Consider the following 22293-nt stretch of genomic DNA (forward strand, 5'->3'; position numbering starts at 1 on the left):
CTTAAATATCAACATTAAATTTGTTTTTTTATTCAAAATAAGCTAAGATGAAAAATGAGGTGATACTATGGCATATAATATTTTAGTAGTTGATGATGAACAATCAATTGCTGATTTAGTTGAATTATATTTGCAAAATGAAAGTTACCATGTTTTTAAATATTATCATGGTCAAGATGCATTAAACAGTTTACAAAAAAATCATTATGATCTAGCCATTTTAGATGTTATGATGCCAGATCTAGATGGTTTTAGTTTATTAAAAGAAATCCGAAAAAATCATTTTTTCCCTGTAATCATGTTAACAGCCAAAAGTAATGATTTAGATAAAATAAATGGTTTAACATTAGGAGCTGATGATTATCTAACCAAACCTTTTAATCCCTTAGAGTTAGCAGCTAGAGTAAAGACTCAATTAAGACGCTATCTTCGTTATAATGCCAATGAAGCAATTGCAAATCAGCAAATATATGACTTTAATGGTTTAATGATCAATAATGATAATCATAAATGTACACTTTATGATCAGCCTTTAAATCTTACTCCGTTAGAATTTTCTATTTTATGGTATTTATGTAGTAAAAAAGGTAGTGTTGTAACATCTGAAGAACTCTTTGAAGCTGTTTGGCAAGAAAAATATTTAGACAATAACAATACTGTTATGGCTCATGTAGCAAGATTACGTGAAAAGATGAATGAAAATGCCCGTAAACCAAAATTCATCAAAACAGTCTGGGGAGTTGGTTATACCATTGAGTAATTCACATTTTAAAAAAAGTTTAACTGCTAACCTATTTAAAAAGATAGCTGTTACAATTGGTATTTCAGTAATTACATTTATCATTTTATTTGTCTATTCTTATGAAGTTTATCATCAATATGTCTGGCAAGAATATGATTTCGTTTATCAGCTTGCTCAATTTATCAAAGATAACTTACTTGCAATATCAATAAGTCTTGTCGCTCTCGACACAATTATTATCTTTTGGCTTAGATATCGAGAATCTCTACAATATATCGAAAAAATGTTGGAAGCAGGAAAAACTTTAGTTGAAGATAATGACAGGTTGATTAGTCTTCCATTTGAGTTAAAGGAAATTGAAGATCAAATGAATCAAATAAAAAAAGATTCTTTAAATAATAAAGCAGCTATAAAACAATCTGAAAAACAAAGAAATGATTTATTACTATATTTAGCACATGACTTAAAAACTCCTTTAACTTCAATTGTTGGATATTTAGATCTCTTAAATAATCAGTCTAATTTATCAACCGAAGAAATAAAAAATTATATTAAAGTAGCCTATGATAAATCAATACGTTTAGAAGAATTAATAGAAGAGTTTTTTTCGATTGCTAAATATAATTTAAGCGATATAACTTTAGAAAAACAATCTGTTAATTTATCAATCATGTTAGCTCAAATAACATATGAATTCATGCCATTATACCGTGAAAAAAACCTTGAATGTATTAGTGAAATTGAAGATAATCTTACTCTATCAATTGATATAAATCAATTTGAAAGAGTTTTTGATAATCTTATTCGTAATGCTATCAATTATAGTAATAAAGATTCAAAGATTACAATTACTGCTAAAAAAGAAAATAATTATATTTTAATTAAGTTATCAAATTCTATTAATAACATTGATAAAAATAAACTAAAACATATCTTCGAGCCCTTCGTTCGTCTCGATGAATCACGAAACAGTAAAACTGGCGGCTCTGGTTTAGGACTCGCAATAACAAAAAAGATAATTGAGTTACATAATGGTACGATTCATGCAGATTTAAATAATAACTTAATTACTTTTACTGTTAAATTACCATTATAAATAATTTATATGTATTTGTTAAAAAATTGATTATTTAATGTTAACATATTCTTACAAAAAAAGAGCTCTACAATAAGGTAATGATCTGATTCTTGTCAAGTTGAAATAAATAAAGTTTATATTAGATGATTTAGTGATAGGTCATCTTTTATTATGCTGTTATTTATATATTTAATTCTTTAATTCTAATTGTTGATAATAGTTTTGAATCTTTTTTCTGGTATTGGATAATGCTCTATTGTTTCACTATTCAATGCCTTACCTCTTATTTCTATTGGTGTTTGATTATTATATCTTGGAATCTTTCATGATTATAAAAATAGATATACTCTTTTATTGCTTTTTCTAATGTCTCTTTATCATGAAACTGGTTTGAATAATACATGATCCCACATAATCCCTCAGTAGGTCTGTTATCTACACAACAGCCGACCCTAGACATACTCTATATCATTTCATTCTCTTTTAGCTTTCCTTGAAACACTTTACCTATGTACTAAAATCCTCTAGCTGGGTGGTAAATAGATCTAGCACCTGGGTTTGCTTCTATTGATTTATCAAAGATATCGTACTAATTTATTAGGATTAATTACTATACCTCTATCATATAAATCTATAATAGCACTTAAATACAATTTTTCAGAGATTCCTATAATTTTAAATTCTGTAACATCTGTTGCCCATTTCTCATTTGGTTTCATTGCATAAAAATCTCTTTTTAAAATATTTTCTGCTATAGTTTTATTATACTTCTTCTTTTTTTGGTGAATCACTGATTTAACGCCCATATCATTCTTCTATATCACAGAATGTGATAAAACCTTTCATCGTATTCTAGTATCAATTATGTTAATTCTTCATTAATAAGTTTGCTCTTTGTTATTTTTCTTGATTTAGTCATATATATTCCCTTGTGAATTATAATCCCTTAACTTTATATGACTATTATAAAAGCCCATTTTCTTAAAGTCTCGCAAGAGGAAATATCATATTTTAATGCGATATCAATTAACGAACCATCACCATTAAGATAGACAGTAACAACTTCCTCTTTAAACTCTTTAGAGCAACTACTGATATGCTGTTTTGGAAGAAAACCTATTTTCCCTTACTTTTCATAGATTTCCACCCAGCCATATACTCCTCAACCCTAAATCAATACATAATTATGGCATTCTTTTTTCCACTTTTAAAATCAAAAACTGCATTAATCTTTTGGTTTATTGAAAATTTGTTTTTTCTGCTCAAAAGAAAACACCTCCAAGGTAGACAATGTTTTTTTATTTACATTGTCTACTTTAGAGGCATCATATCAAATCAGTTCCTTTTTATATTATGATAAATAAACTAAGAAATAATCCAATAAATATCGTATACAAATATTTGTATTTTAATTTTATCCAATAATAAAAATTATTTGAATATTCTTACTAAAGTATTATAAATCAGTTAAACGACTTATTTATCAATCTCAATCATTCTTTCAAATTCATTGATAGATACAGGTTTTGAAATAACATAACCTTGAATATAATCACATGCTGTTTTGCTTAAAAATTCCATTTGTTGTTTTGATTCAATTCCTTCAGCTACTGTTAACATATTTAATGCTTGTGTCATATCAATTATACTTTTAACGATAATATTCTCTTTTTTATTTTCCATCATTTCTGATGAAAAAAAGGCTCTGTCAAGTTTAACAATATCCAATTCTAAATCTTTTAATAAATTAAGTGAAGAATAGCCACTTCCAAAATCATCCATTGAACATTTAAATCCAGCTTGATGAATTTTTTTAATAATTTTGCTAAACATTTCTGGATCTTCAAATACCATCGTTTCAGTTAATTCAATTTCTATATATTTAGAAGGTATATCATATTCATTTTTTATTCTAATATATTCTTTAAAAAAATCATTATTTACAAAATGGGCTCTTGACATATTAACAGAAATAGGATGGATTTCTTTTCCCGCATTTAGCCATTTCCTAATCAAATTACAAACTTCTTCAAAAACATAAAGATCTATATCTATAATAAATCCATTCCTTTCAAATAAAGGAATAAATTCAGCTGGTGATAATAATCCTCTAATTGGATGAATCCATCTAATTAAAGCTTCAGCCCCATATATTTTTTTTGACTTTAATGAATACTTAGGTTGTAAATATATTTGAAACTCTTTCTTTTTTAAAGAATCCCTCATAATATTTTCTATTTCTTTTTCCTGTAATAATATAGAACGAATTTCATCAGTATAATAATAACATGCACATAAATCCGACTGTTTACTATTTATAGATTTCAAAGCAGTATGAGCACGATCTTCCATTGTTGTAATAGGTAGTTTAATATCGTTGATATGATAAATACCACATATAAATGTAAGATAATATTTTAATTCTCTACTATCATTAAAATCATTAATTTGAGATATTATATTATTTAATCTCATTTCTATTTTTTGATCATTTTGTTCTTTCAAAAGAATTACAAAATTATCGGAAAATAATCTTGCCACATATTCTCCATCATTTAATAACTTGGTAATTTTTTCATAGACATATTTTAAAGTTTTATCACCTAATTCTATCCCTGCAATATCATTTATCAATTTAAATTTCTGAAGATTCAGCCAAATCATACTATATGTCTCAATCTCATTACTATTAATAGCTTCAAAAGCAGCCTGATCAAATTTTCTACGATTAAATCCACCAGTAACCTCATCAGAATAAGCAAGCTTATGAACTGAACGATTATAGTTTTCAAGTTTTTGACTTTGTATTGTTAAATCTGTAATATCAGTATAAAGTAATAAATATATAGGATCATTATTGATCCAATCAATACATTCAGCACTAACTTTTAAATAATATTTTTCCCCATTTTTATCTTTTGGAGCAACTATAAAAGTTTTTGAAATACCTTTACGAAAATCATCATACATAGTACATATTGTATGAAGTTCACTAGCTTCACTAACTTCATTACATCGAAACGAAAGCTTAGTATTTTCAAACATTTTATGAAATCTTTGATTTCCATCTAAAAATTCATATCCAATATCAGTAACCTTATATTTTGATATTAGTCCTGGAAATATATTTTGTGTTACATCTTTTTCAATCTTACTTTGCATAAGATCACTAATATCCATCATAACTGAATAAGATACCTGGTATCCATTAACATATTCATCAATAAAATGAGCTACGAGATGAATCCAAATTTTTCTACCATCTTTATGTCTCATTCGTCCTATATATGTATATCCACTATCTCCATTTTTTAATGCAGTTGCAACAATTGTCCCCAATTCTTCCCAACCCTCTGGATCATCAGCATAATATAAATCAGGCCGATTTTTAAACAATCTAACATATTCTTCCTTATCATATCCAAACATTTCATAATAACGATTATTTGCTGCTACCAATGTAAAATGCTCATCTAATAAATGTTTACTAACACTTATATTTAACGATTCTGTTATATAGTGGCTTTCAATGCCTTTTGATAATATGGCTATCTCCTCTTCCATTTTTCCTCCGACAGATGATCTAGTATCATCGTTTTACTTTAGAATTTTTAAAATAATTTCCATTTAAAAGTGATAATGTTATATCACATACTTCATCAATATTTTTTTCACCACCTTCAATAATCCAAATTCTTAACATGATATACGTTAAATTACTAAGATAACCAACTATATAAGAAGAATCTTCCTTAGATATATTAAATACATTTCTAATATAATTACTATGTTTAAAAAAATATTCCATATTTCTTTCTAAAAATAAAAAATCAAGAGATTGTAAAAACAGCGGCTTTAAAATAACTTTTTGTTTTTCCCAAAATCTAAAATACTTTAAAAAGAATTGAACATCTTTTTCATCTTGAATATCTAATATCTCAAACAATTTTACAAATGCATGATTTATTATATCTTCCTTTGTTTTAAAATTTGTATAAAATGTCTGTCTTGATAGCCCAGCAGTATCAGTTATTTCTTGAATAGAAATCTTTTTAAATGATTTTTCTTCCATTAGACTAATTAAAGCATCAACTAATGCTATTCGAGAACGAACTGCTGATGGATTTTCTCTATTTTTTGACATATCATTCTCCTATTAATATCATACTATAAGTATACATGACAAAAATAAATATTACAATTGTAAAAGTTTTTATATTTATAAAACTTTAATATATATTAAATTCAAGATTTATACTTTATATCAATCTTACCAAAAAAATTTATACGGAATTCCTATACAAAAAACCCTTAATTTATAATAGATTAGTTAAGCATTTTTTCGTAATTATATACCTCACCTTTTTCATGTTCTTTACTAATACAGTAATCAAAATAATATATTTTTAATTAGATAAATTACTCTTTACACAATTGATTCTTGCAATATATAGGTCCTAAAATTACCATTAATATCTATTAATTCCACTTCTTGTAAACCTCATTTTTTATATTTCCTATATATCCAGAAATTTAACTTTCTTATCCTTTAATAATATTTATATAAGTAAATACATTTATAATAATTTTACATATACTTTTTATTAGTAATTCATATTTACTTTGACGATATCCTCTTAGTATCATCATCAAGCTTGTCATATTATTATGTAATTATCATCGTAAGAAATTTGTAAGAATTTCTTTAGTAAATGTCAATACATATCATCTTTTATCTTGTTATTATAACAATGTAGAAAATATATCTAGATTGGAGGTAATATTTATGGCTTTAAAAAAATTACGTTTTTCAAATATTGTCTTGGCAATTTGTACATTAGTTTATCTCTGGATATTAATTAAAATTATTTTATTAAAAAATGGTTTTATCAACTATGGATATAATGCTAATTTTATTTTATTTGATTTTATAAATCAGTATCAAAATCAGGGATTAAGCCAAACTTTAATGATTAATATTTTTGGAAACATTGCTTTATTCATTCCTTTAAGCATTATACTAATTAACTATTTCAAATCGCTTACCTGCAGCAATATTATCTTTGCTAATTTTATTACAAGTTTATCATTTGAATTAATTCAATTATCAACAGGCTGGGGTGTATTTGATATTGATGATATCTTTTTAAATACTTTAGGTGGGATCATTGGTATAATAATTTATTATCTTATTTCTCAAAATAAACACAATAAATTACCCTCAACTATTTTTCTAGTCAGTTTTGGAATCATTGGTTTTATAACTTTACATAGGTTTTATCCAGTATTATTACCATCATTCATAATATAAAAGGAGTTTAAATATGGAAAAATTATCTAATAAAGAAAAAGTAATAATTATTATCATTTTAGGGGCAATTACAATCTTTTCAATTATTATGAAACATTATTCAATGATGTTATGAAATTAAAAAAAATTTTTATTTTTATCATTATTTTAGTATTAGGTTATCTAAGTATTCAAATAATTCCCAATATTTCATATAATGATAATACTGATTGCCCTGAATACATAGATGAATTTATTAAAAACAACCCCCAAGCAAAAGAACTAAAAACTAATTATCAAAATATTGAAAATAATGACCCTATCACTCTAGAAATTGATAACGAAATACCATTATTTATTCAATGGGATAAACGCTGGGCTTATACCCACTATGGAGATGAAATTGTTGGTACTGCAGGGTGTGGACCAACAAGTTTATCAATGGTTGCTGTTGGACTTACTAGTAACACTGAATATAATCCTCGTTATGTTGCTAAATATGCTATTGAAAATGGTTATTTAGACGGAAGTAAAACAACCTGGTCTTTTATGGAAAAAGGATGTGAAGCATTTGGTTTAAAAGCTACAGCAGTTCCTTTAGATGAAACCGCAATGACTAATCAGTTGAAACAGGGTAAACCAATTATTTGCAGTGTACGACCTGGTGATTTTACAACAACTGGACATTTTATTGTAATAACTAAGGTTGTTGATAATAAGTTTTGCATAAATGATCCAAATAATAAGGAAAACAGTCAACAAAGATGGTCATACCAAAGACTAGCACCTCAAATAAAAGCTATGTGGTCGTATACTTTAAACTAAAATAAATTTTAACAATTATAAAAGTCAAACCAATAAACGGTTTGACTTCTTTATAATTAACTTTCTTTTCTTCTAGTAATTACCATACCAGCTACAGCTAACCCTGCTACCATAGTTACAATTGCTAATGAACTATCGTCACCTGTTTTGACTGAATTTACGGGTTTATCTGGAGTTGGTTGAGGATTAACAGGAACTGTAATTGGAGCAGTTTTTACTTCAACTTCAAATTCTGCTGTCATTGTTACATCTTCAGAACTACTTGTAGAATGATGTAATGTCTCAGTATAAACAACTACAACATTTTGTTTACCTACTTTATTTGCATCATAACCAATAATTTTAGCTATATCTGTTACATCTCGAGTATATCCAGTATCATAGCTTGATGTAACTTTGATATCAAGCCCATCACCTACTGTATAAATGTCTTTTCCACTAACTTCTATTCCTGTTAACTTAGATTTAGGCAATTTATCACCATAAGGAATGCTTACCCCTGCAATTTGTGATAAACTACTAGCCTTTTGACTCAAAGTTTCACTTGTCTTATCTTCACGATACCAGCCAGCATTACCATTTAATTTAATTGGTGTTTTTCCTAATTCACGTGCACGAATCAATGATTCTGCATAATATAAAATTGTTCCACGTTTTAAATGATATTGACTAGTAATCATTGAGATACTTTTAATAGTTGGATGATTATATAAAATGTCAAAGCTAAATTCTGCATTTTGAGCAGTATTGGCAGATTTATTTTCAACTAAAATTCGACTTTCAGCAACACCATGTTCTACTAACCAGTCATGCATCCGATCACCTTCAGTCCAACCATTCTTCTTAACTCCACCAGTTACTAAAATATAAGAATTTGGATATTTTTGAGCACTAGCTAGAGCTGTTTCTAATCGTCCTACTAACTCTGGCTGCATCGTTCCATCACTTTTTAATGCAAAACCTAAAACAACAAAAGCATGAGTATTATCATTTGGTAAACCATCTGGTGCTACACCAATACTTTCTACCATGTCATTTTCAATCCAATCCCAATAATTAATAATTGATTGCCATTGCTCGTAATCGTCTTTAGAAACTTCTTTTAAATTATCTAAAGTTCGTAAAACATCTGTTCTTGCACCATCACGATAATAACCAATCAGACTACCAACCAAAGTATCCACTGTTTCTCCTTGGGCATGAACAGGAACAAATACGCTAAAACACATTGAAAGTGCTAAAGCTAATCCAAGTATCGTTTTCCCTAACTTTTTCATAACTCTCTTTAACCTCCTTTAGTTATGATTCCTTTAATTAATATTATATTACTTTTAATAACATCAATAAGACTTTTTGCATAAATTGAAAACATTAAAAATTTAATGTTTTTTTATTATATATATGTTAGAATATAAAATTAGCTTAAATTTCATAAGTTTTTAAAAATGATCCTAATAATCATTTTTCTTTTATTCTAATTATCACTAAAAATTAGTAACTCCCTAATTAATTTAGTTATCTTATGTTCAAAATTAGCTCAAAAATTCAAATCTATTTATAAATTCCTCTTTAAAATATCATATAAATATCATACAATAGGCTAGTGACTATATCTTAAATATCTATTAATAAACTATATTTAAATAAAAAGGGGAAGGATATTAAATTATGAATGAAGTATTACGACAAGAAAAAAAATATTTAATCACACTTGAACAATATTATCAATATAGTCATTATTTTACTTATCAAATGCATCTTGATTCTCATAGCCAAGGTGATGGTTATGAAATTCGTTCACTGTACTTTGATTCTATTGATGATCGTGATTATCAAGAAAAAGAGGATGGCATAGAATTACGACGAAAAATCAGATTAAGAAATTATGGTTCCAATAGCATGTTTGCTATGCTGGAAATGAAACAAAAGCAAGGACAATTACAAAAAAAGCGTTCTTTAAAAATGAACAAAGAAGATGCCCTTACATTAATTAGTGGTAATTATTCTGTTTTGCTTAAGTATCATGAACCATTTGCACAAGAATGTTATGCAATAATGAATATGTACTGTTATCGACCAGTTACAGTAGTTAGTTATTTACGAAAAGCATTTGTAGCAAAGGAGAATAAAATTCGTATTACTTTTGATCATCATATTGTTTCAAATGAAAGTAATTTTAATATTTTCTCAGATAAATTAATTCAAAATAGTGCTTTTGATCCTTTTATGGTAGTTTTAGAGATTAAGTATAATGGTTTTTTATTATCATATATAAAAGATATGCTCAACACAATTGATAAAAGCAAAACATCTGTTAGTAAATATTGTTTAGGTAGAAATATTGCAAAACATTATTTATTTTAATAAGAAAAGTGAGAAACAAAAAATTAAAAAACGTGTAAAAAAAGATAGGAATCTAATATTTACAAGTTGATTTTAATATACATTAAAACAATTATGTTCAATAAGCTATTGTTTAAGATAAAGTAGACTTTGATTGATCATTGAAATGATTTCAGGGGTACTTGGTAATACGCATTTTCTTGTTTGTAATACTGATAGTAAATACATTAGATAGCAAACTAATCTAACAATCTGCATATAAAATCTCTCCTGATTTCAAATAAAAAGAGAAGTTGACTGCTATTTTAACTATATTACTCAATTAATTATTCAATCATAAATATTTAGGTTCAAAGTCCTGCTTATTTGTACTTGAAAAGATAGTAGTGACTTATAAAAATTTAAGATATTCTAATAGAGTAAAATTGCCTACTCACTCCTACATACTCTATTAATATTTTATTAAACTATGTAATTTAATAAAATATTAATAGAGTTTTGATGGAATTGAGTTTGGCTAAATATTTGTGTCTGTGCGACTTTAAGCGCGGGGAAATGGAGAAAAAATGAAAGATATACTAAGAACTATGTTAGAGCAAGAATCAACTTTAACTTTTGAAGAAATCATTATCCATATTGTTGCTGCTGCAATTATTGGACTAGCAATTTATATTTCGTATTGGTACACACACGTTGGTACTGCTTATAGTAAAAAGTTTAATGTATCATTAATAACGTTAACTGTTTTAACCGCAACTGTTATGACAGTAATTGGCAATAATATTGCATTATCATTAGGAATGGTCGGAGCTCTATCAATCGTTCGTTTTAGAACTGCAATTAAAGATTCTAGAGATACAACTTATATTTTTTGGGCAATTATTGTAGGGATTTGTTGTGGTGTTGGTGATTATATTGTAGCTAGTATTGGTACAGCGATCGTTTTTATTATTTTATTGTGTTTAGGCAGAGTACGAAATGAAAATCGTATTTTATTGATTATTAAAGCTGCTCGAGGTAAGGAAAGTGATATTGAGGGTTTAATTTTTGAGTATTTTGATAAAAAAGCTTTACTACGAGTTAAAAATACTACTACAGAATCAATTGAGTTTATTTTTGAATTATCTAGAAGTATTTATAATATAACTTATCAAAAAGATCAAAGCATCACACAAAAAATATATGATTTAGGAAATATTGAGTATGTCAATATTGTTACACAGAACGATGAAATAAGCGGGTAACCGATATGAAAAGTAAAATCATTTATTTATTAACCATAATATGTGTCCTACTAGCAAGTATCAGTTTCTATCAATTAGATCATAAAACAAAGCGTATTCACCAGCATCTCGATAGCCGCTGGCAAAAAAATATTTCTAAAAACAGTAGTATTTTCCAAACTCATTTACCAATTATTACACTTAATACTCATGAACAAAAGATTCCTGGAGCACCAATAATTACAAATAATGATACTCAATTATATGAAACTGGGGCTAATGGTGAAACTTCAATTGAAGCAGAGTTTACTATTATCGATGAACAAAAAGGTAGTAATAAATTAACTGATAAAACATCACTTAAGACAAACAGCCTCATTCATTATCGTGGTAATTCATCACGCCATTTTGATAAAAAATCTTATTCCATTCACTTTATTGATAATGAGGGTAAAGAAAATAAAAAAGAATTAGCAGGAATGTACAAACATGATGAATGGATATTAAACGGTCCTTTTTTAGACCGTTCTTTATTACGAAACTATCTTTGTTTCAATATCTCAGGTGAAATCATGTCATATGCTCCAAATGTTCGATTCTGTGAACTTTATGTCAATGATAATTATCAAGGAATTTATTTATTAATGGAACCAATTTCTCGTAGTGAAGGCCGAATTAATATAACAAAGCCCAGTAAGAATAATGATTTAACAAGTTTCATTGTAAGATTTGATCGACAAAATAAATCTACCATACCTTTAGATAATTACTCATATTATACATACAAGACTGGTGAATCAGCTTTAGATGTTCTTTACCCTGGTAAGAACTTAATTAGTGAAGGAAGAAAAAAATATATCCAAAAACAGATCGATACAGTAGAAAGAATTTTATATTCAATAGATTTGTGGAGTAATCATAATAGCTATAGTAAGTATCTAGATACTACTGCTTTTGCACAATATTTTATTATTAATGAATTTTTTAGAAATGTTGATGCTGGAAATTATTCAACTTATTATTATAAAGACATTAGAGGTAAGATTAAACCTTGTGTATGGGATTTTAATAATAGTTGTGATAATTATATTGATGATGTATGGAATGAAGAGGGATTTTCATTAATCTATACGCCATGGTTTAGTCAATTAATAAAAGACAAAGATTTTGTTTATTCAATTGTTAGAATATATCATCAATTACGTAAAAGTATCTTATCTGAGGATTATTTGATTGAATATATTGATAATACGAATACCTGGCTAGATAGCGCGATACAAAGAAATGATGAAGTTTGGGGATATGTATATGATTTAAATAATTATAATGAACTTAATTATCTAAAACCAGTAGAAAGAAATATTGAAAGTCATGATGAAGCTGTTGAACAATTAAAAGATTATCTGATTCAAAGAGGTCGATGGTTAGATAAACATATTGAATCCTTATATCAATATTGTTCTGAATCTAAAAATGCTAATGAAATGTTAAGGTAGGTGAGAAAATGAAAAAGTTTATTGTTCTAGCATGTGCCTTAGTTTTAAGTCTTCTATCAGTATATTATGCAATTTATTTTAAAGGATTCTATATTGATTTTCACCCAGACAAAGAAATATCAGTTTATGCAAAAATAGAAAACAATCAAATTTTAGTTAAAAACAAACTAGATCAATATCATTCGATAATAATTAAAGGAGTTGATTTACCAAGTAGTATTGCTGGCAATAATGCAACTGATTATGCTATTGATTATGAAACTTATCTTCGATGGTTCACACTAATTCAAGAAATGGGGGCTAATACGATTAGAACCTATACAATCTATGATGACACTTTTTATAATGCTTTATATGACTACAATTTAAACAAAGAAAATCCTCTATATTTATTACAAGGGTTACAAGTTTCTGATGATGCCAATAATTCTAAAGAGGATGCTTATAGTAAAGATTTCTATAATACTTTAAAAAAAGATTCGATTGATATTATTGATGTAATTCATGGTAGAAAAATTATTACTGCAAATAATATGAAAGGAAGCGGTTATTACCAAAAAGATGTTTCTCCATATTTACTTGGTTATATCATTGGTAATGAATGGAGTCCTGATACCATTGAATATACTAATCACCAGGATTACTCATCTAATTACAAAGGCAAATATTTTAGTACAACTGAAAATGCAACTGTATTTGAGGCGATGTTAACAAAAATTATGGATGAAATGATAAACTATGAAAGCAGCAAATATAAAAGTCAATCATTAATAACTTTTGCTTCATCGCCAGAAACTGATCCTTTTGAATATGAACCATTTTATGCTAAACAATTAAATAAATATACGTCTATTGATTTTGAACATATAAAAACAGAAAATAATCTTTTAAGTGGTTATTTTGCATCTTATCGACTTTATGATTTTTGTGAAACTTTTTATAATTACTTTTCCTCATCACAAAAAAATACTTTAGTTAATACTTTAAATAATTTAAATAAAAGTAACTATTATACTAGCTATTCACAATTATTAAATGAATATCATACTATGCCCGTTATAATTAGTAGTTTTGGCTACTCTAGCGCACGAGGAACAGATAATATCAATGGTCCTTTAAATGAAAGTGAACAAGGTAATCAAATAATCACGACCTATCAGGATATAATTAATAGTGGCCTTCAAGGTGCCTTTATAGACTCATGGCAAGACAGTTGGGAAAAAAGAATGTGGAATACTAGTTATTCGATTATGCTTACAGAAAATCATCGCTGGCATGATATTCAAAGTGAAAGCAGTAGTTATGGATTATTATCTTTCAAATCAAATAATAATTTAATTGATGGTAGTTATAGTGATTGGCCTAATAAAAAATTAGTTATTAAAACTAAAGATTTTAAATTATTTAGTTATTGTGATGAAGTAGGACTTAATCTATTTTTAGAAAAAGAAGATCTACAGCGAAATAATGAAATTTATATTCCTATTGATATCACCCCAAACAGTGGAACTAAAATTGACCAAGATCGAGGATTACACTTTAATCGAGCAGCTGATTTTTTAATCTGTCTAAAACCTGAGAAAAGTCAAATACTTGTGCAATCACGTTATGAATCACTAAGAGAAAACTATCTTTATCAAATCGAAAGAAAAGATCCTTTTATAGAATATCCTAAAAAAAATGCTCCTTTCTTTGTTGATATAAAGATGATTTGTGAAAATAAAAATATTATTGAAACTAATTATAATCCCGAAGAAACATATCAAGCAAAATTACATGATACATATGAAACCGGACAGCTAATAGAAGGAAATCAAGCTTATAACTCTTTAGCTGATTATAAATATAGTGAAAATGGTATAGAGATCAGAATTCCTTGGCAATTATTAAATATTTCTAATCCAATTGATTATTTTATTCATGATGATTATTATAATAATTATGGTGTTAAAAATATTACTGTTTCTAACCTTTATCTTGGGGTTGGATTAAATAAAGAGCAGGTAATAAAAATGTCTAAAATAGAACTTGAAAAACAAAAATCACTTAAATTTGATGAATATTTAAAAAGATCATATTATCTAATCAAGGAAAACTGGGGGAAAAAGAAATGAGTATAGATATTAAAATAGTAATGTATATATATCTTTTTATCTGCGTTTCATTATTGATTTATAATATTGTCTATATAATAAATATTCAAATTGAAAAAAGAAAACAGCACAAACATTCTTTATTTTGGCAAAATAAGATTAAAACCCAATTAAACTATTTAAAGAATCACCACCAAATTGAAGTTACCCATCATAAATTATTAACTAAAAAACTTATTAAGACAAAAGAATTACTAGCTTTTATTGAAGCTTTAGAAAATCTAAAAAATGACCAATTATTTAATAAATACATAGAAGAAATCTATGTAAACTGGCAATTTTTAGCTTTGAAATATGCTAAAAAGGATAATATGAATAAAGCTTTCTTTGCTTATGTTATTGCTACCTATCCTCCTAAATCTAAAAATGAATTTTCTTTAATTATTCAAATATTATTAAGTTATTTTAATGATTCTACTATTTATTGTCGTGAAAATGTTCTAAAAGCCCTATACGCTTTAGGTAATGTTCAAGCTGTTGAAAATGCTTTACAAATTATTAATGATAATCATTGGTTTCACCATCAAAAATTATTAGCTGATGGACTATCAAAATTTAATGGCGATAAAGAAAAGCTAATGGCAAAATTATGGTCCCATTTAAATGATTGGGATGAAAATATTATGGTTTCCATAGTTCAATTCATTAATCAATGTAATGGTCCCTACCAAGAAATATTTTTACCTATTTTACAATCTAATCAGACCCAATTAGAAATTCGCCTTGCTATTATTCGTTATTACCGTCGTCATATTTATCCACCAGCTAAAACAATTTTACATACTTTTTTAGACGATCATAAGACCAACGAAAGTATTTTAATTGTCACAGCTTTTGCAATTGATCAATATAAAGATGAAAAAACTATTTTATTATTAAAAAAATGTCTTCATCACCATAACTGGTATGTACGCTACAATGCTGCACGTTCGTTATTTAATTTACATATATCACTAGAATCACTACAAGATATCTTAACAGGTAAAGATCGTTTTGCAAAAGAAATAATTGAATATATTTATCATGGAGAAAAGCAATTATGAAAAGTGTTGAATTATTTTTAGATGGTGTTGGCATATTCTTTTTAATTTACCTATTTCTTTATACAACATATTTATTTTTATCAGTTTTGATTGGAGCACTACAATTATATAAAAAAGATCAAATGACAAGAGTTCGTAATCAACTTAAACATGAATATTATATTCCTATTTCAATTCTAGTACCTGCTTATAATGAAGAAGTAACAATAGTTGATAGTATTAATTCATTATTAAAATTAGATTATACTCTTTATGAAATCATTATTATTGATGATGGTTCTAAAGATAACACAGTTAAAAATCTTCTTAATGCATTTGATTTTGTTAAAGTTAATCGTCCTATTCATCTTCGTTTAAAATGTCAAAAACATAAAATAATTTATGAAACAAAAGTCAATAATATCAATATTACTTTGATTAGTAAAAATAATGGTGGTAAAGGTGATTCATTAAACATGGGAATCAATGCTTCTCGCTTTCCTTATTTTATCTGCATAGATGCTGATTCTCTACTTCAAAGTGATTCATTAGAAAAAATTATCCAACCAGTCATTGAAGATGAAAATGTTGTAGCAGTAGGCGGATTAATCCGAGTTGCCCAATGTGTAGAAATGGTAAATGGTAAAGTTCTTGGCTATCGATTACCTGTAGACCCTCTTGTTAGTATGCAAGTAATTGAATATGATCGATCATTTTTAGCTTCTAGAATCTTAATGGATCAATTTAATGGTAACCTAATTATTTCTGGTGCTTTTGGCTTATTTAAAAAAGACATCGTTATTGCCTGTGGAGGATATGATACATCTACATTGGGTGAAGATATGGAATTAGTTGTGAAATTACATGTTTTCTGTCGTAATAATTTAATTAATTATTCTATTCGTTATGAACCCAATGCAATCTGCTGGTCACAAGTTCCTAGTTCTATTAAAGATCTAATGAAACAAAGAAGACGGTGGTTTTTAGGATTGTTTCAATCAATGTTAAAATATCACCGAATATTTTTAAATTTAAGATTTGGTTTAGTTAGCTTTATTTCTTATATGTATTACTTATTATTTGAACTATTGTCCCCAGTTATTGAGGTTTTTGGTATTTTAACTATGTTATTAGCATTTGGATATGGATATTTAAATTTCCCTTTTATGATTGAGTTTTTACTGCTCTATTCAATTTATGGGGCAATATTAACAATAACTGCTTTTTACCAGCGAATTTATACTCAAAACTTAAAAATCACACCACTAGATACTATTAAAGCTATTTTTATTTGCTTATTAGAAAGCTTATTTTTTCGCTATATCCTAGCATTTGTAAGAACTACCGCATTAATCGGATATAAAAAGAAAAAACATTCCTGGGGCTCAATCAAACGAGTCAAACAAAATGATTTCCATTAAATTAGACAGAGTACTATAAATACCCTGTCTAGTTTTCATTATTAATATTTTTATTTCCATATTTAAGATGATACATTGCTTCTAATACTTCAAATATATATGTGATTGAAAATTTCCCTATTAATGAATGATGATCTGTCCCTACTTGCAAGATCATATCTACCATTTCACTATATACAAACTCATCTAATTGTGTAATAACGATTTTATATGCTGGCGATTTAGAAATAGCTCTCATTATATCAGGATGACTAATCATAAAACCACCAGCAATACTTGAAACAATTATTAAATCATTTTTAGTTAATTGTTCAATTACTAAAAGCTGTTGTTGTAATGGATACATTGCACTACATTCTTTTCCTAGATATGAGAGTTCAATTTGTAACTGCATTGAAACTGATTGTGTGAAAAAATTTCCTGCAAAACAAATTCTACTGGATTCATAAATTTTATCAACAATAAATTCTAAGTCCTCATAATTAATACTGTCATATGTAGCACGTAAATTACTTATAATATTTTCAAAATGATTCTTGAATACCTCTTTACCACGGTGTAAATATTCTCGTTGTGGTAATTGATGGTCAAATTGAAGTCTTAAAGCATCTTTATTAAAATAATTAAGATTCATTGTAACATCCATCTTAAAATCTGCAAAAGATTCATAATTGAGTTTTCTACATAATCTTGAAATTGTTGCAGTTGAAACATAACAATAATTGGCAACATCAGTAATCGTGCTATCAGGTATTAAATAAATATTTTTCAATATCATTTTTGCAGCATTTGCATAAACATCATTAATGTTATTTGTATTAATGAAATTTATCAAATTATAAAAAGCCCCTCTCATCTTTAACCCTCCTTATGAATTATTGTAATTTGACCATCATTTAAACATAAACAATTTAACTGTCCTACTGTTCCACAAGCTAAACCACCATCTATTCCAATCTTATTATGATGAATCTCATCAAGCCAAATATTAAAACTATGATCTCTATTCAATAAAGCGGTAGGTGTATGACCAAAAATATAAATCTTCGTTAAATCTCCTCGCTGTAAATAGAAATCTTCCCTAATCCAAAGCAGAGTATTTATATCTTGTTTTTCTAAAGGAATTTTAACATCTACCCCTGCATGAACTAAGATATAGGTTTGATTATTTACCTCTATTTGAAGATATTCAGGTAAATTATTTAAATACTCATATAAATTTTTTAAAAACGCACTTCGAATAACCCGATAATCTTCATATCTTATTTTATCTTTCTGAAGATAACAACGGATATTTTCCATTGTTGTATCACCACCATTAGCTAACCATAGATTAAAGGCTCTTGATGGATAATCAAAATCATCATAATATACCCCATAATATAATGCCTCTTGCATCATATACTCATGATTACCTTTAAGTAAAATAATATTATCATGCTCTTGAATATAAAATAATATTTTTAAACTATCCGGTCCTCGATCACAAACATCACCAAGTATATATAATAAATCATATTCATTAAACGATATTTTATCTAATAATTTCATAAATAAATCATAATAACCATGGAGGTCACTTATGACATAAACACGTCGCATCATTCTATCACCTATACATATGATAACACAATTATTTATTCATGAACAAAATAATTAATATAAACTTTACTATTTAAATTTTTTCTTTACAAAACAATTACGCCCTTATAATTTAATATCTATTGTAAATAAAACAGCACTTACCCAATACAAGGTTAGTGCTATTATTATATGTGATAGTTATGTGTAAATCACTTTTATCTATAAAATTATCTCATAATACTATATTATAAAGAAATATTTTAAATATATTGATACAATATTGACTATTCCATTAAAGACTTCATTACTCGTATATCTGATTCACCAATATTTAATTCTTCGACAAAAGTTTTTAAATCATCAACTTGTCCAGATGAACGTAGTTTTTGATTATCTAATTCTGGTGCAACTAGTAATCCAAAAGGTTTTAACTCTTCTACTTTTTTGTCTATAGTGGTATTAGAATTAATAATATTTTTTATCTTACTACTTGATATCCTTTTTGCATCTTCCCATTGTTCAAGAAATTCAGCTGAACTTCCCCAATCTTTACCTTCGGCCTTATATATAGAATCTGGTAATGACTCTGGAGAAACAACATGCAAATCAGCTCTTGAAATTTGCTCAATTGCTGCTGCTAGCAAATATTGGGCTAGTCCCTGATTCCCCTTTGCAGTTTCTGTTTTCAATGTTTCTTCTAATATTGGTAACATCTTGGTCCCATTATCAATAATAGCCTCATATACCTTATTATTTTCAATATAATCATAAGGATTGGAACTTAACGCAAGTTTTTCATTATTAGCACAGATTCTATTTAATTCCAATTCTAATTCAGTAATTAAAGTTTCAGAATCCATAACTGATTTATTAACATTTTTTACTTCTGCATTAACCCTAGATGAATTCATCAAAATCCCCCAGAATGATAGCCCAATTAATAAAATAGCCATTATTCCACTTAACACAATTTTTAAATTCATTTTTCTTAACATCTTTCTTTCCTCCTATGAATAATTCGCTTTAAATGTCATATGTCCATACAGATAATTTGTATATGGATTTTGATTATTATGACCAAATATTTCACAATGTCCCCATTTAGCACTCGTGTTACTTGGCGAACCAATTGCAACAGCAAAGTGGGTTATAGCCCCATTGAGATAATATGCATAGATTTCCCTACTTCCAGGAAAAGTAACATTTTCTCCAGCATCTGCTTGATTTTTATACCCATAACTATATAATAGAGACTTAGCTTCACCTCTAGATGGATTTCTATCACCCCATGGCCAATACCATCTTTGAGCAGGAGAAACATCCCCTAATGCATAAGATAAACAATTATTTCCATAATCACCTCTTGCTATATATCTCCAATTATATGCAACTTTATTTCTAAATTCATTAGTAGTTTGAACTGAAGGAGTAGCTGCACCAATTGTTATTGGTAAAATATTTGTAAATATCAAACTAACAATTGTAATTATCGAAAGTATTTTTATCCCAATTTTTTTACATCTTACTTTATCCATATTAAAAACGCTCCTCTTCGTAATTGTCTTGATAACTTTTGTATACAAAAAGTTTTATAAAATAATAGATAATGCCTCAACACATTACTTCCCACTACTGTTTAATAAATAATAATCCCTATATTATCCTTTTAGTATTTAATCTGATGTATTATTAAAATAATTTTCAATACCTTTTATACAATAATCTTTTTAAATCCAAAATATCTTATTTATCATATTTAATTATGATATCTATTACAACAGCATATTCATCAACCCATATCTACACTAGTAAAATGATAATTAGACGATTAAATTTAAAAATTGTATATTATAAAAACTAAAATCACTATTTAAAAAGTGGGACCTTTCACAATTTATAATTTTTACAATTTACCTCTTTCCCTTGAGGATTAATATTATCTTCAAATTTATTATAACATAAAAAGTGGTTTATATATCATGTATTTATTAATATTTTATACCAAAAAAATTTCAATATGACTTATTTATTTAAAATCATATCTAATAGAATTTTTACAATAAAAAAAGAGGATATACCCTCAATAAACTAAAAATCAGTTCATATCTTATATCTTCTTTATTTTCTTCCTAAAGTTGCAACCATTACTGCCTTAATAGTATGCATTCTATTCTCTGCCTCATCAAAAACAACAGAATTTTGGCTTCTAAATACCTCATCTTCAACTTCCCGAATATCAATTCCCTGCTCATATTTTTCTTTAGCAAGTGTTGTTTCAAAATCATGGAAAGATGGTAAACAGTGCATAAATAAAGTTTTATCATTACCTGTTTTTGCCATCATTTCTTGAGTTACTTTATAAGGTGATAATAATTTTACTCGTTTTGGATATAATTCTTCAGCTTCCCCCATTGAAACCCAAATATCTGTATAAATGACATCAGCATCTTTAACAGCTTTTTCAACATTATCTGTGATAGTTAAGCTTCCGCCAGATTTAGTTGCCTCTTCTTTACAATATGCCACTACTTCAGGATCCATCTCCAATTCACTTGGTCCTAAAGCTACAAAGTGCATTCCCATCTTTGCAGCTCCATACATTAAACCATAACAAACATTATTACGAATATCACCTGTAAATACAAATTTAATTTCATTTAATGGTTTATCTAAGTGTTCTTCAATCGTTAAGAAATCAGCTAAAGTTTGGGTTGGATGATCCACATCGGTTAACCCATTCCACACTGGCACCCCTGAATAATCACGCAATGCTTCGACTGTACTTTGATCAAAGCCCCTAAATTCAATTCCATCATACATTCTACCTAATACTTTTGCAGTATCTTCAATTGATTCTTTTTTACCCATTTGCGAATTAGATAAGAAGGTTACATGCCCACCTTCATCCAATACAGCAACTTCAAAAGCACATCTTGTTCTTGTTGAAGTTTTTTCAAATAATAAGACGATATTTTTACCAGCTAAACTATTACCTAAAATTCCTTTCTTTTTATCAGCTTTTAATTTATGAGCTAAATCTAATAAATATCTAATTTCTTCTTTTGAATAATCTTTGAGTGTTAAAAAACTTCTTCCATGTAAATCCATTATTAATC

20 protein-coding genes and 1 pseudogene are annotated in these 22293 nt (G+C 27.1%); 10 read left to right on the plus strand and 11 right to left on the minus strand.

The features are described 5' to 3' along the window. Positions 1-67 precede the first annotated feature (67 nt). Positions 68-760 (plus strand): VanR-ABDEGLN family response regulator transcription factor, encoded by a 693-nt coding sequence (gene vanR, locus ACLR9T_RS03740; RefSeq protein WP_413108195.1) that lies wholly within the window; start codon positions 68-70, stop codon positions 758-760. Continuing rightward, a complete protein-coding gene (locus tag ACLR9T_RS03745; RefSeq protein ID WP_413108196.1) occupies positions 696-1838 on the plus strand; it encodes a sensor histidine kinase in 1143 nt (380 codons plus the stop codon). The genes vanR and ACLR9T_RS03745 overlap by 65 nt, the downstream gene beginning before the upstream one ends. Before the next feature lie 271 nt (positions 1839-2109). Here the strand turns inward: ACLR9T_RS03745 and ACLR9T_RS03750 are convergent, their stop codons facing one another. The 4 genes and pseudogenes from ACLR9T_RS03750 to ACLR9T_RS03765 form a co-directional block, all read right to left on the minus strand. After that, on the minus strand, positions 2110-2280 hold the full coding sequence (locus ACLR9T_RS03750) for an IS3 family transposase (RefSeq protein WP_413108197.1): 171 nt from the start codon (positions 2278-2280) through the stop codon (positions 2110-2112). A gap of 148 nt (positions 2281-2428) precedes the next feature. After that, positions 2429-2599: pseudogene (locus ACLR9T_RS03755) on the minus strand (IS3 family transposase); the annotation flags it as partial. A gap of 697 nt (positions 2600-3296) precedes the next feature. Next, positions 3297-5384, minus strand: a complete 2088-nt coding sequence (locus ACLR9T_RS03760; RefSeq protein ID WP_413108198.1) for an EAL domain-containing protein — start codon at positions 5382-5384, stop codon at positions 3297-3299. Between the two features lie 25 nt (positions 5385-5409). Further along, positions 5410-5964 (minus strand): TetR/AcrR family transcriptional regulator, encoded by a 555-nt coding sequence (locus tag ACLR9T_RS03765; RefSeq protein WP_413108199.1) that lies wholly within the window; start codon positions 5962-5964, stop codon positions 5410-5412. Between the two features lie 642 nt (positions 5965-6606). Here ACLR9T_RS03765 and ACLR9T_RS03770 point away from each other — a divergent pair. Next, the gene (locus tag ACLR9T_RS03770; RefSeq protein WP_413108200.1) at positions 6607-7131 is read left to right on the plus strand and encodes a VanZ family protein; all 525 of its coding nucleotides are present in this window, start codon (positions 6607-6609) and stop codon (positions 7129-7131) included. Between the two features lie 111 nt (positions 7132-7242). Then, a complete protein-coding gene (locus ACLR9T_RS03775) occupies positions 7243-7935 on the plus strand; it encodes a C39 family peptidase (protein ID WP_413108201.1) in 693 nt (230 codons plus the stop codon). Between the two features lie 56 nt (positions 7936-7991). Here ACLR9T_RS03775 and ACLR9T_RS03780 read toward each other — a convergent pair whose 3' ends face one another. Further along, entirely contained in the window at positions 7992-9212 is a 1221-nt protein-coding gene (locus ACLR9T_RS03780; RefSeq protein ID WP_413108202.1) for a YdcF family protein, read from the minus strand. A 391-nt stretch (positions 9213-9603) separates the two neighbouring features. Here ACLR9T_RS03780 and ACLR9T_RS03785 point away from each other — a divergent pair, with 391 nt between their 5' ends. Then, the gene (locus tag ACLR9T_RS03785) at positions 9604-10299 is read left to right on the plus strand and encodes a polyphosphate polymerase domain-containing protein (protein WP_413108203.1); all 696 of its coding nucleotides are present in this window, start codon (positions 9604-9606) and stop codon (positions 10297-10299) included. A 105-nt stretch (positions 10300-10404) separates the two neighbouring features. Here the strand turns inward: ACLR9T_RS03785 and ACLR9T_RS03790 are convergent, their stop codons facing one another. Then, the gene (locus tag ACLR9T_RS03790) at positions 10405-10536 is read right to left on the minus strand and encodes a hypothetical protein (RefSeq protein ID WP_413108204.1); all 132 of its coding nucleotides are present in this window, start codon (positions 10534-10536) and stop codon (positions 10405-10407) included. A 308-nt stretch (positions 10537-10844) separates the two neighbouring features. Here ACLR9T_RS03790 and ACLR9T_RS03795 point away from each other — a divergent pair, with 308 nt between their 5' ends. Genes ACLR9T_RS03795 through ACLR9T_RS03815 form a run of 5 tightly spaced genes read left to right on the plus strand, consistent with a single transcriptional unit; the run spans position 10845 to position 17593 of the window. Further along, positions 10845-11522: a DUF4956 domain-containing protein gene (locus ACLR9T_RS03795; RefSeq protein ID WP_413108205.1), complete on the plus strand. Its 678-nt coding sequence runs from the start codon at positions 10845-10847 to the stop codon at positions 11520-11522. 5 nt (positions 11523-11527) lie between these two features. Beyond that, entirely contained in the window at positions 11528-12997 is a 1470-nt protein-coding gene (locus ACLR9T_RS03800) for a CotH kinase family protein (protein WP_413108206.1), read from the plus strand. Positions 12998-13005: 8 nt separating this feature from the next. Then, positions 13006-15111: a hypothetical protein gene (locus ACLR9T_RS03805; RefSeq protein ID WP_413108207.1), complete on the plus strand. Its 2106-nt coding sequence runs from the start codon at positions 13006-13008 to the stop codon at positions 15109-15111. Then, the gene (locus ACLR9T_RS03810) at positions 15108-16193 is read left to right on the plus strand and encodes a HEAT repeat domain-containing protein (RefSeq protein ID WP_413108208.1); all 1086 of its coding nucleotides are present in this window, start codon (positions 15108-15110) and stop codon (positions 16191-16193) included. Before ACLR9T_RS03805 ends, ACLR9T_RS03810 begins: the two co-directional genes overlap by 4 nt. Next, positions 16190-17593: a glycosyltransferase family 2 protein gene (locus ACLR9T_RS03815; protein WP_413108209.1), complete on the plus strand. Its 1404-nt coding sequence runs from the start codon at positions 16190-16192 to the stop codon at positions 17591-17593. Before ACLR9T_RS03810 ends, ACLR9T_RS03815 begins: the two co-directional genes overlap by 4 nt. 28 nt (positions 17594-17621) lie before the next feature. Here ACLR9T_RS03815 and ACLR9T_RS03820 read toward each other — a convergent pair whose 3' ends face one another. From ACLR9T_RS03820 to argF, 5 genes are all read right to left on the minus strand, one after another. Then, positions 17622-18449: a MurR/RpiR family transcriptional regulator gene (locus ACLR9T_RS03820; RefSeq protein ID WP_413108210.1), complete on the minus strand. Its 828-nt coding sequence runs from the start codon at positions 18447-18449 to the stop codon at positions 17622-17624. 2 nt (positions 18450-18451) lie between these two features. After that, on the minus strand, positions 18452-19198 hold the full coding sequence (locus ACLR9T_RS03825) for a metallophosphoesterase (RefSeq protein WP_413108211.1): 747 nt from the start codon (positions 19196-19198) through the stop codon (positions 18452-18454). Between the two features lie 263 nt (positions 19199-19461). Continuing rightward, a complete protein-coding gene (locus tag ACLR9T_RS03830) occupies positions 19462-20172 on the minus strand; it encodes a hypothetical protein (RefSeq protein WP_413108212.1) in 711 nt (236 codons plus the stop codon). 12 nt (positions 20173-20184) lie between these two features. Beyond that, positions 20185-20712 (minus strand): hypothetical protein, encoded by a 528-nt coding sequence (locus tag ACLR9T_RS03835; RefSeq protein WP_413108213.1) that lies wholly within the window; start codon positions 20710-20712, stop codon positions 20185-20187. Positions 20713-21295: 583 nt separating this feature from the next. Beyond that, the gene (argF, locus tag ACLR9T_RS03840) at positions 21296-22285 is read right to left on the minus strand and encodes an ornithine carbamoyltransferase (protein WP_413108214.1); all 990 of its coding nucleotides are present in this window, start codon (positions 22283-22285) and stop codon (positions 21296-21298) included. Positions 22286-22293: the final 8 nt, after the last annotated feature.

Source organism: Thomasclavelia sp. (genome assembly GCF_047249845.1).
Classification (GTDB): Bacteria; Bacillota_I; Bacilli_A; order Erysipelotrichales; family Coprobacillaceae; genus Thomasclavelia.

Coding starts and splice junctions, on each gene's coding strand:
- vanR (WP_413108195.1), top strand. CDS start 68: ATGGCATATAATATTTTAGTAGTTGATGATGAACAATCAATTGCTGAT.
- ACLR9T_RS03745 (WP_413108196.1), top strand. CDS start 696: ATGAAAATGCCCGTAAACCAAAATTCATCAAAACAGTCTGGGGAGTTG.
- ACLR9T_RS03750 (WP_413108197.1), bottom strand. CDS start 2,280: ATGTCTAGGGTCGGCTGTTGTGTAGATAACAGACCTACTGAGGGATTA.
- ACLR9T_RS03760 (WP_413108198.1), bottom strand. CDS start 5,384: ATGGAAGAGGAGATAGCCATATTATCAAAAGGCATTGAAAGCCACTAT.
- ACLR9T_RS03765 (WP_413108199.1), bottom strand. CDS start 5,964: ATGTCAAAAAATAGAGAAAATCCATCAGCAGTTCGTTCTCGAATAGCA.
- ACLR9T_RS03770 (WP_413108200.1), top strand. CDS start 6,607: ATGGCTTTAAAAAAATTACGTTTTTCAAATATTGTCTTGGCAATTTGT.
- ACLR9T_RS03775 (WP_413108201.1), top strand. CDS start 7,243: ATGAAATTAAAAAAAATTTTTATTTTTATCATTATTTTAGTATTAGGT.
- ACLR9T_RS03780 (WP_413108202.1), bottom strand. CDS start 9,212: ATGAAAAAGTTAGGGAAAACGATACTTGGATTAGCTTTAGCACTTTCA.
- ACLR9T_RS03785 (WP_413108203.1), top strand. CDS start 9,604: ATGAATGAAGTATTACGACAAGAAAAAAAATATTTAATCACACTTGAA.
- ACLR9T_RS03790 (WP_413108204.1), bottom strand. CDS start 10,536: ATGCAGATTGTTAGATTAGTTTGCTATCTAATGTATTTACTATCAGTA.
- ACLR9T_RS03795 (WP_413108205.1), top strand. CDS start 10,845: ATGAAAGATATACTAAGAACTATGTTAGAGCAAGAATCAACTTTAACT.
- ACLR9T_RS03800 (WP_413108206.1), top strand. CDS start 11,528: ATGAAAAGTAAAATCATTTATTTATTAACCATAATATGTGTCCTACTA.
- ACLR9T_RS03805 (WP_413108207.1), top strand. CDS start 13,006: ATGAAAAAGTTTATTGTTCTAGCATGTGCCTTAGTTTTAAGTCTTCTA.
- ACLR9T_RS03810 (WP_413108208.1), top strand. CDS start 15,108: ATGAGTATAGATATTAAAATAGTAATGTATATATATCTTTTTATCTGC.
- ACLR9T_RS03815 (WP_413108209.1), top strand. CDS start 16,190: ATGAAAAGTGTTGAATTATTTTTAGATGGTGTTGGCATATTCTTTTTA.
- ACLR9T_RS03820 (WP_413108210.1), bottom strand. CDS start 18,449: ATGAGAGGGGCTTTTTATAATTTGATAAATTTCATTAATACAAATAAC.
- ACLR9T_RS03825 (WP_413108211.1), bottom strand. CDS start 19,198: ATGATGCGACGTGTTTATGTCATAAGTGACCTCCATGGTTATTATGAT.
- ACLR9T_RS03830 (WP_413108212.1), bottom strand. CDS start 20,172: ATGTTAAGAAAAATGAATTTAAAAATTGTGTTAAGTGGAATAATGGCT.
- ACLR9T_RS03835 (WP_413108213.1), bottom strand. CDS start 20,712: ATGGATAAAGTAAGATGTAAAAAAATTGGGATAAAAATACTTTCGATA.
- argF (WP_413108214.1), bottom strand. CDS start 22,285: ATGGATTTACATGGAAGAAGTTTTTTAACACTCAAAGATTATTCAAAA.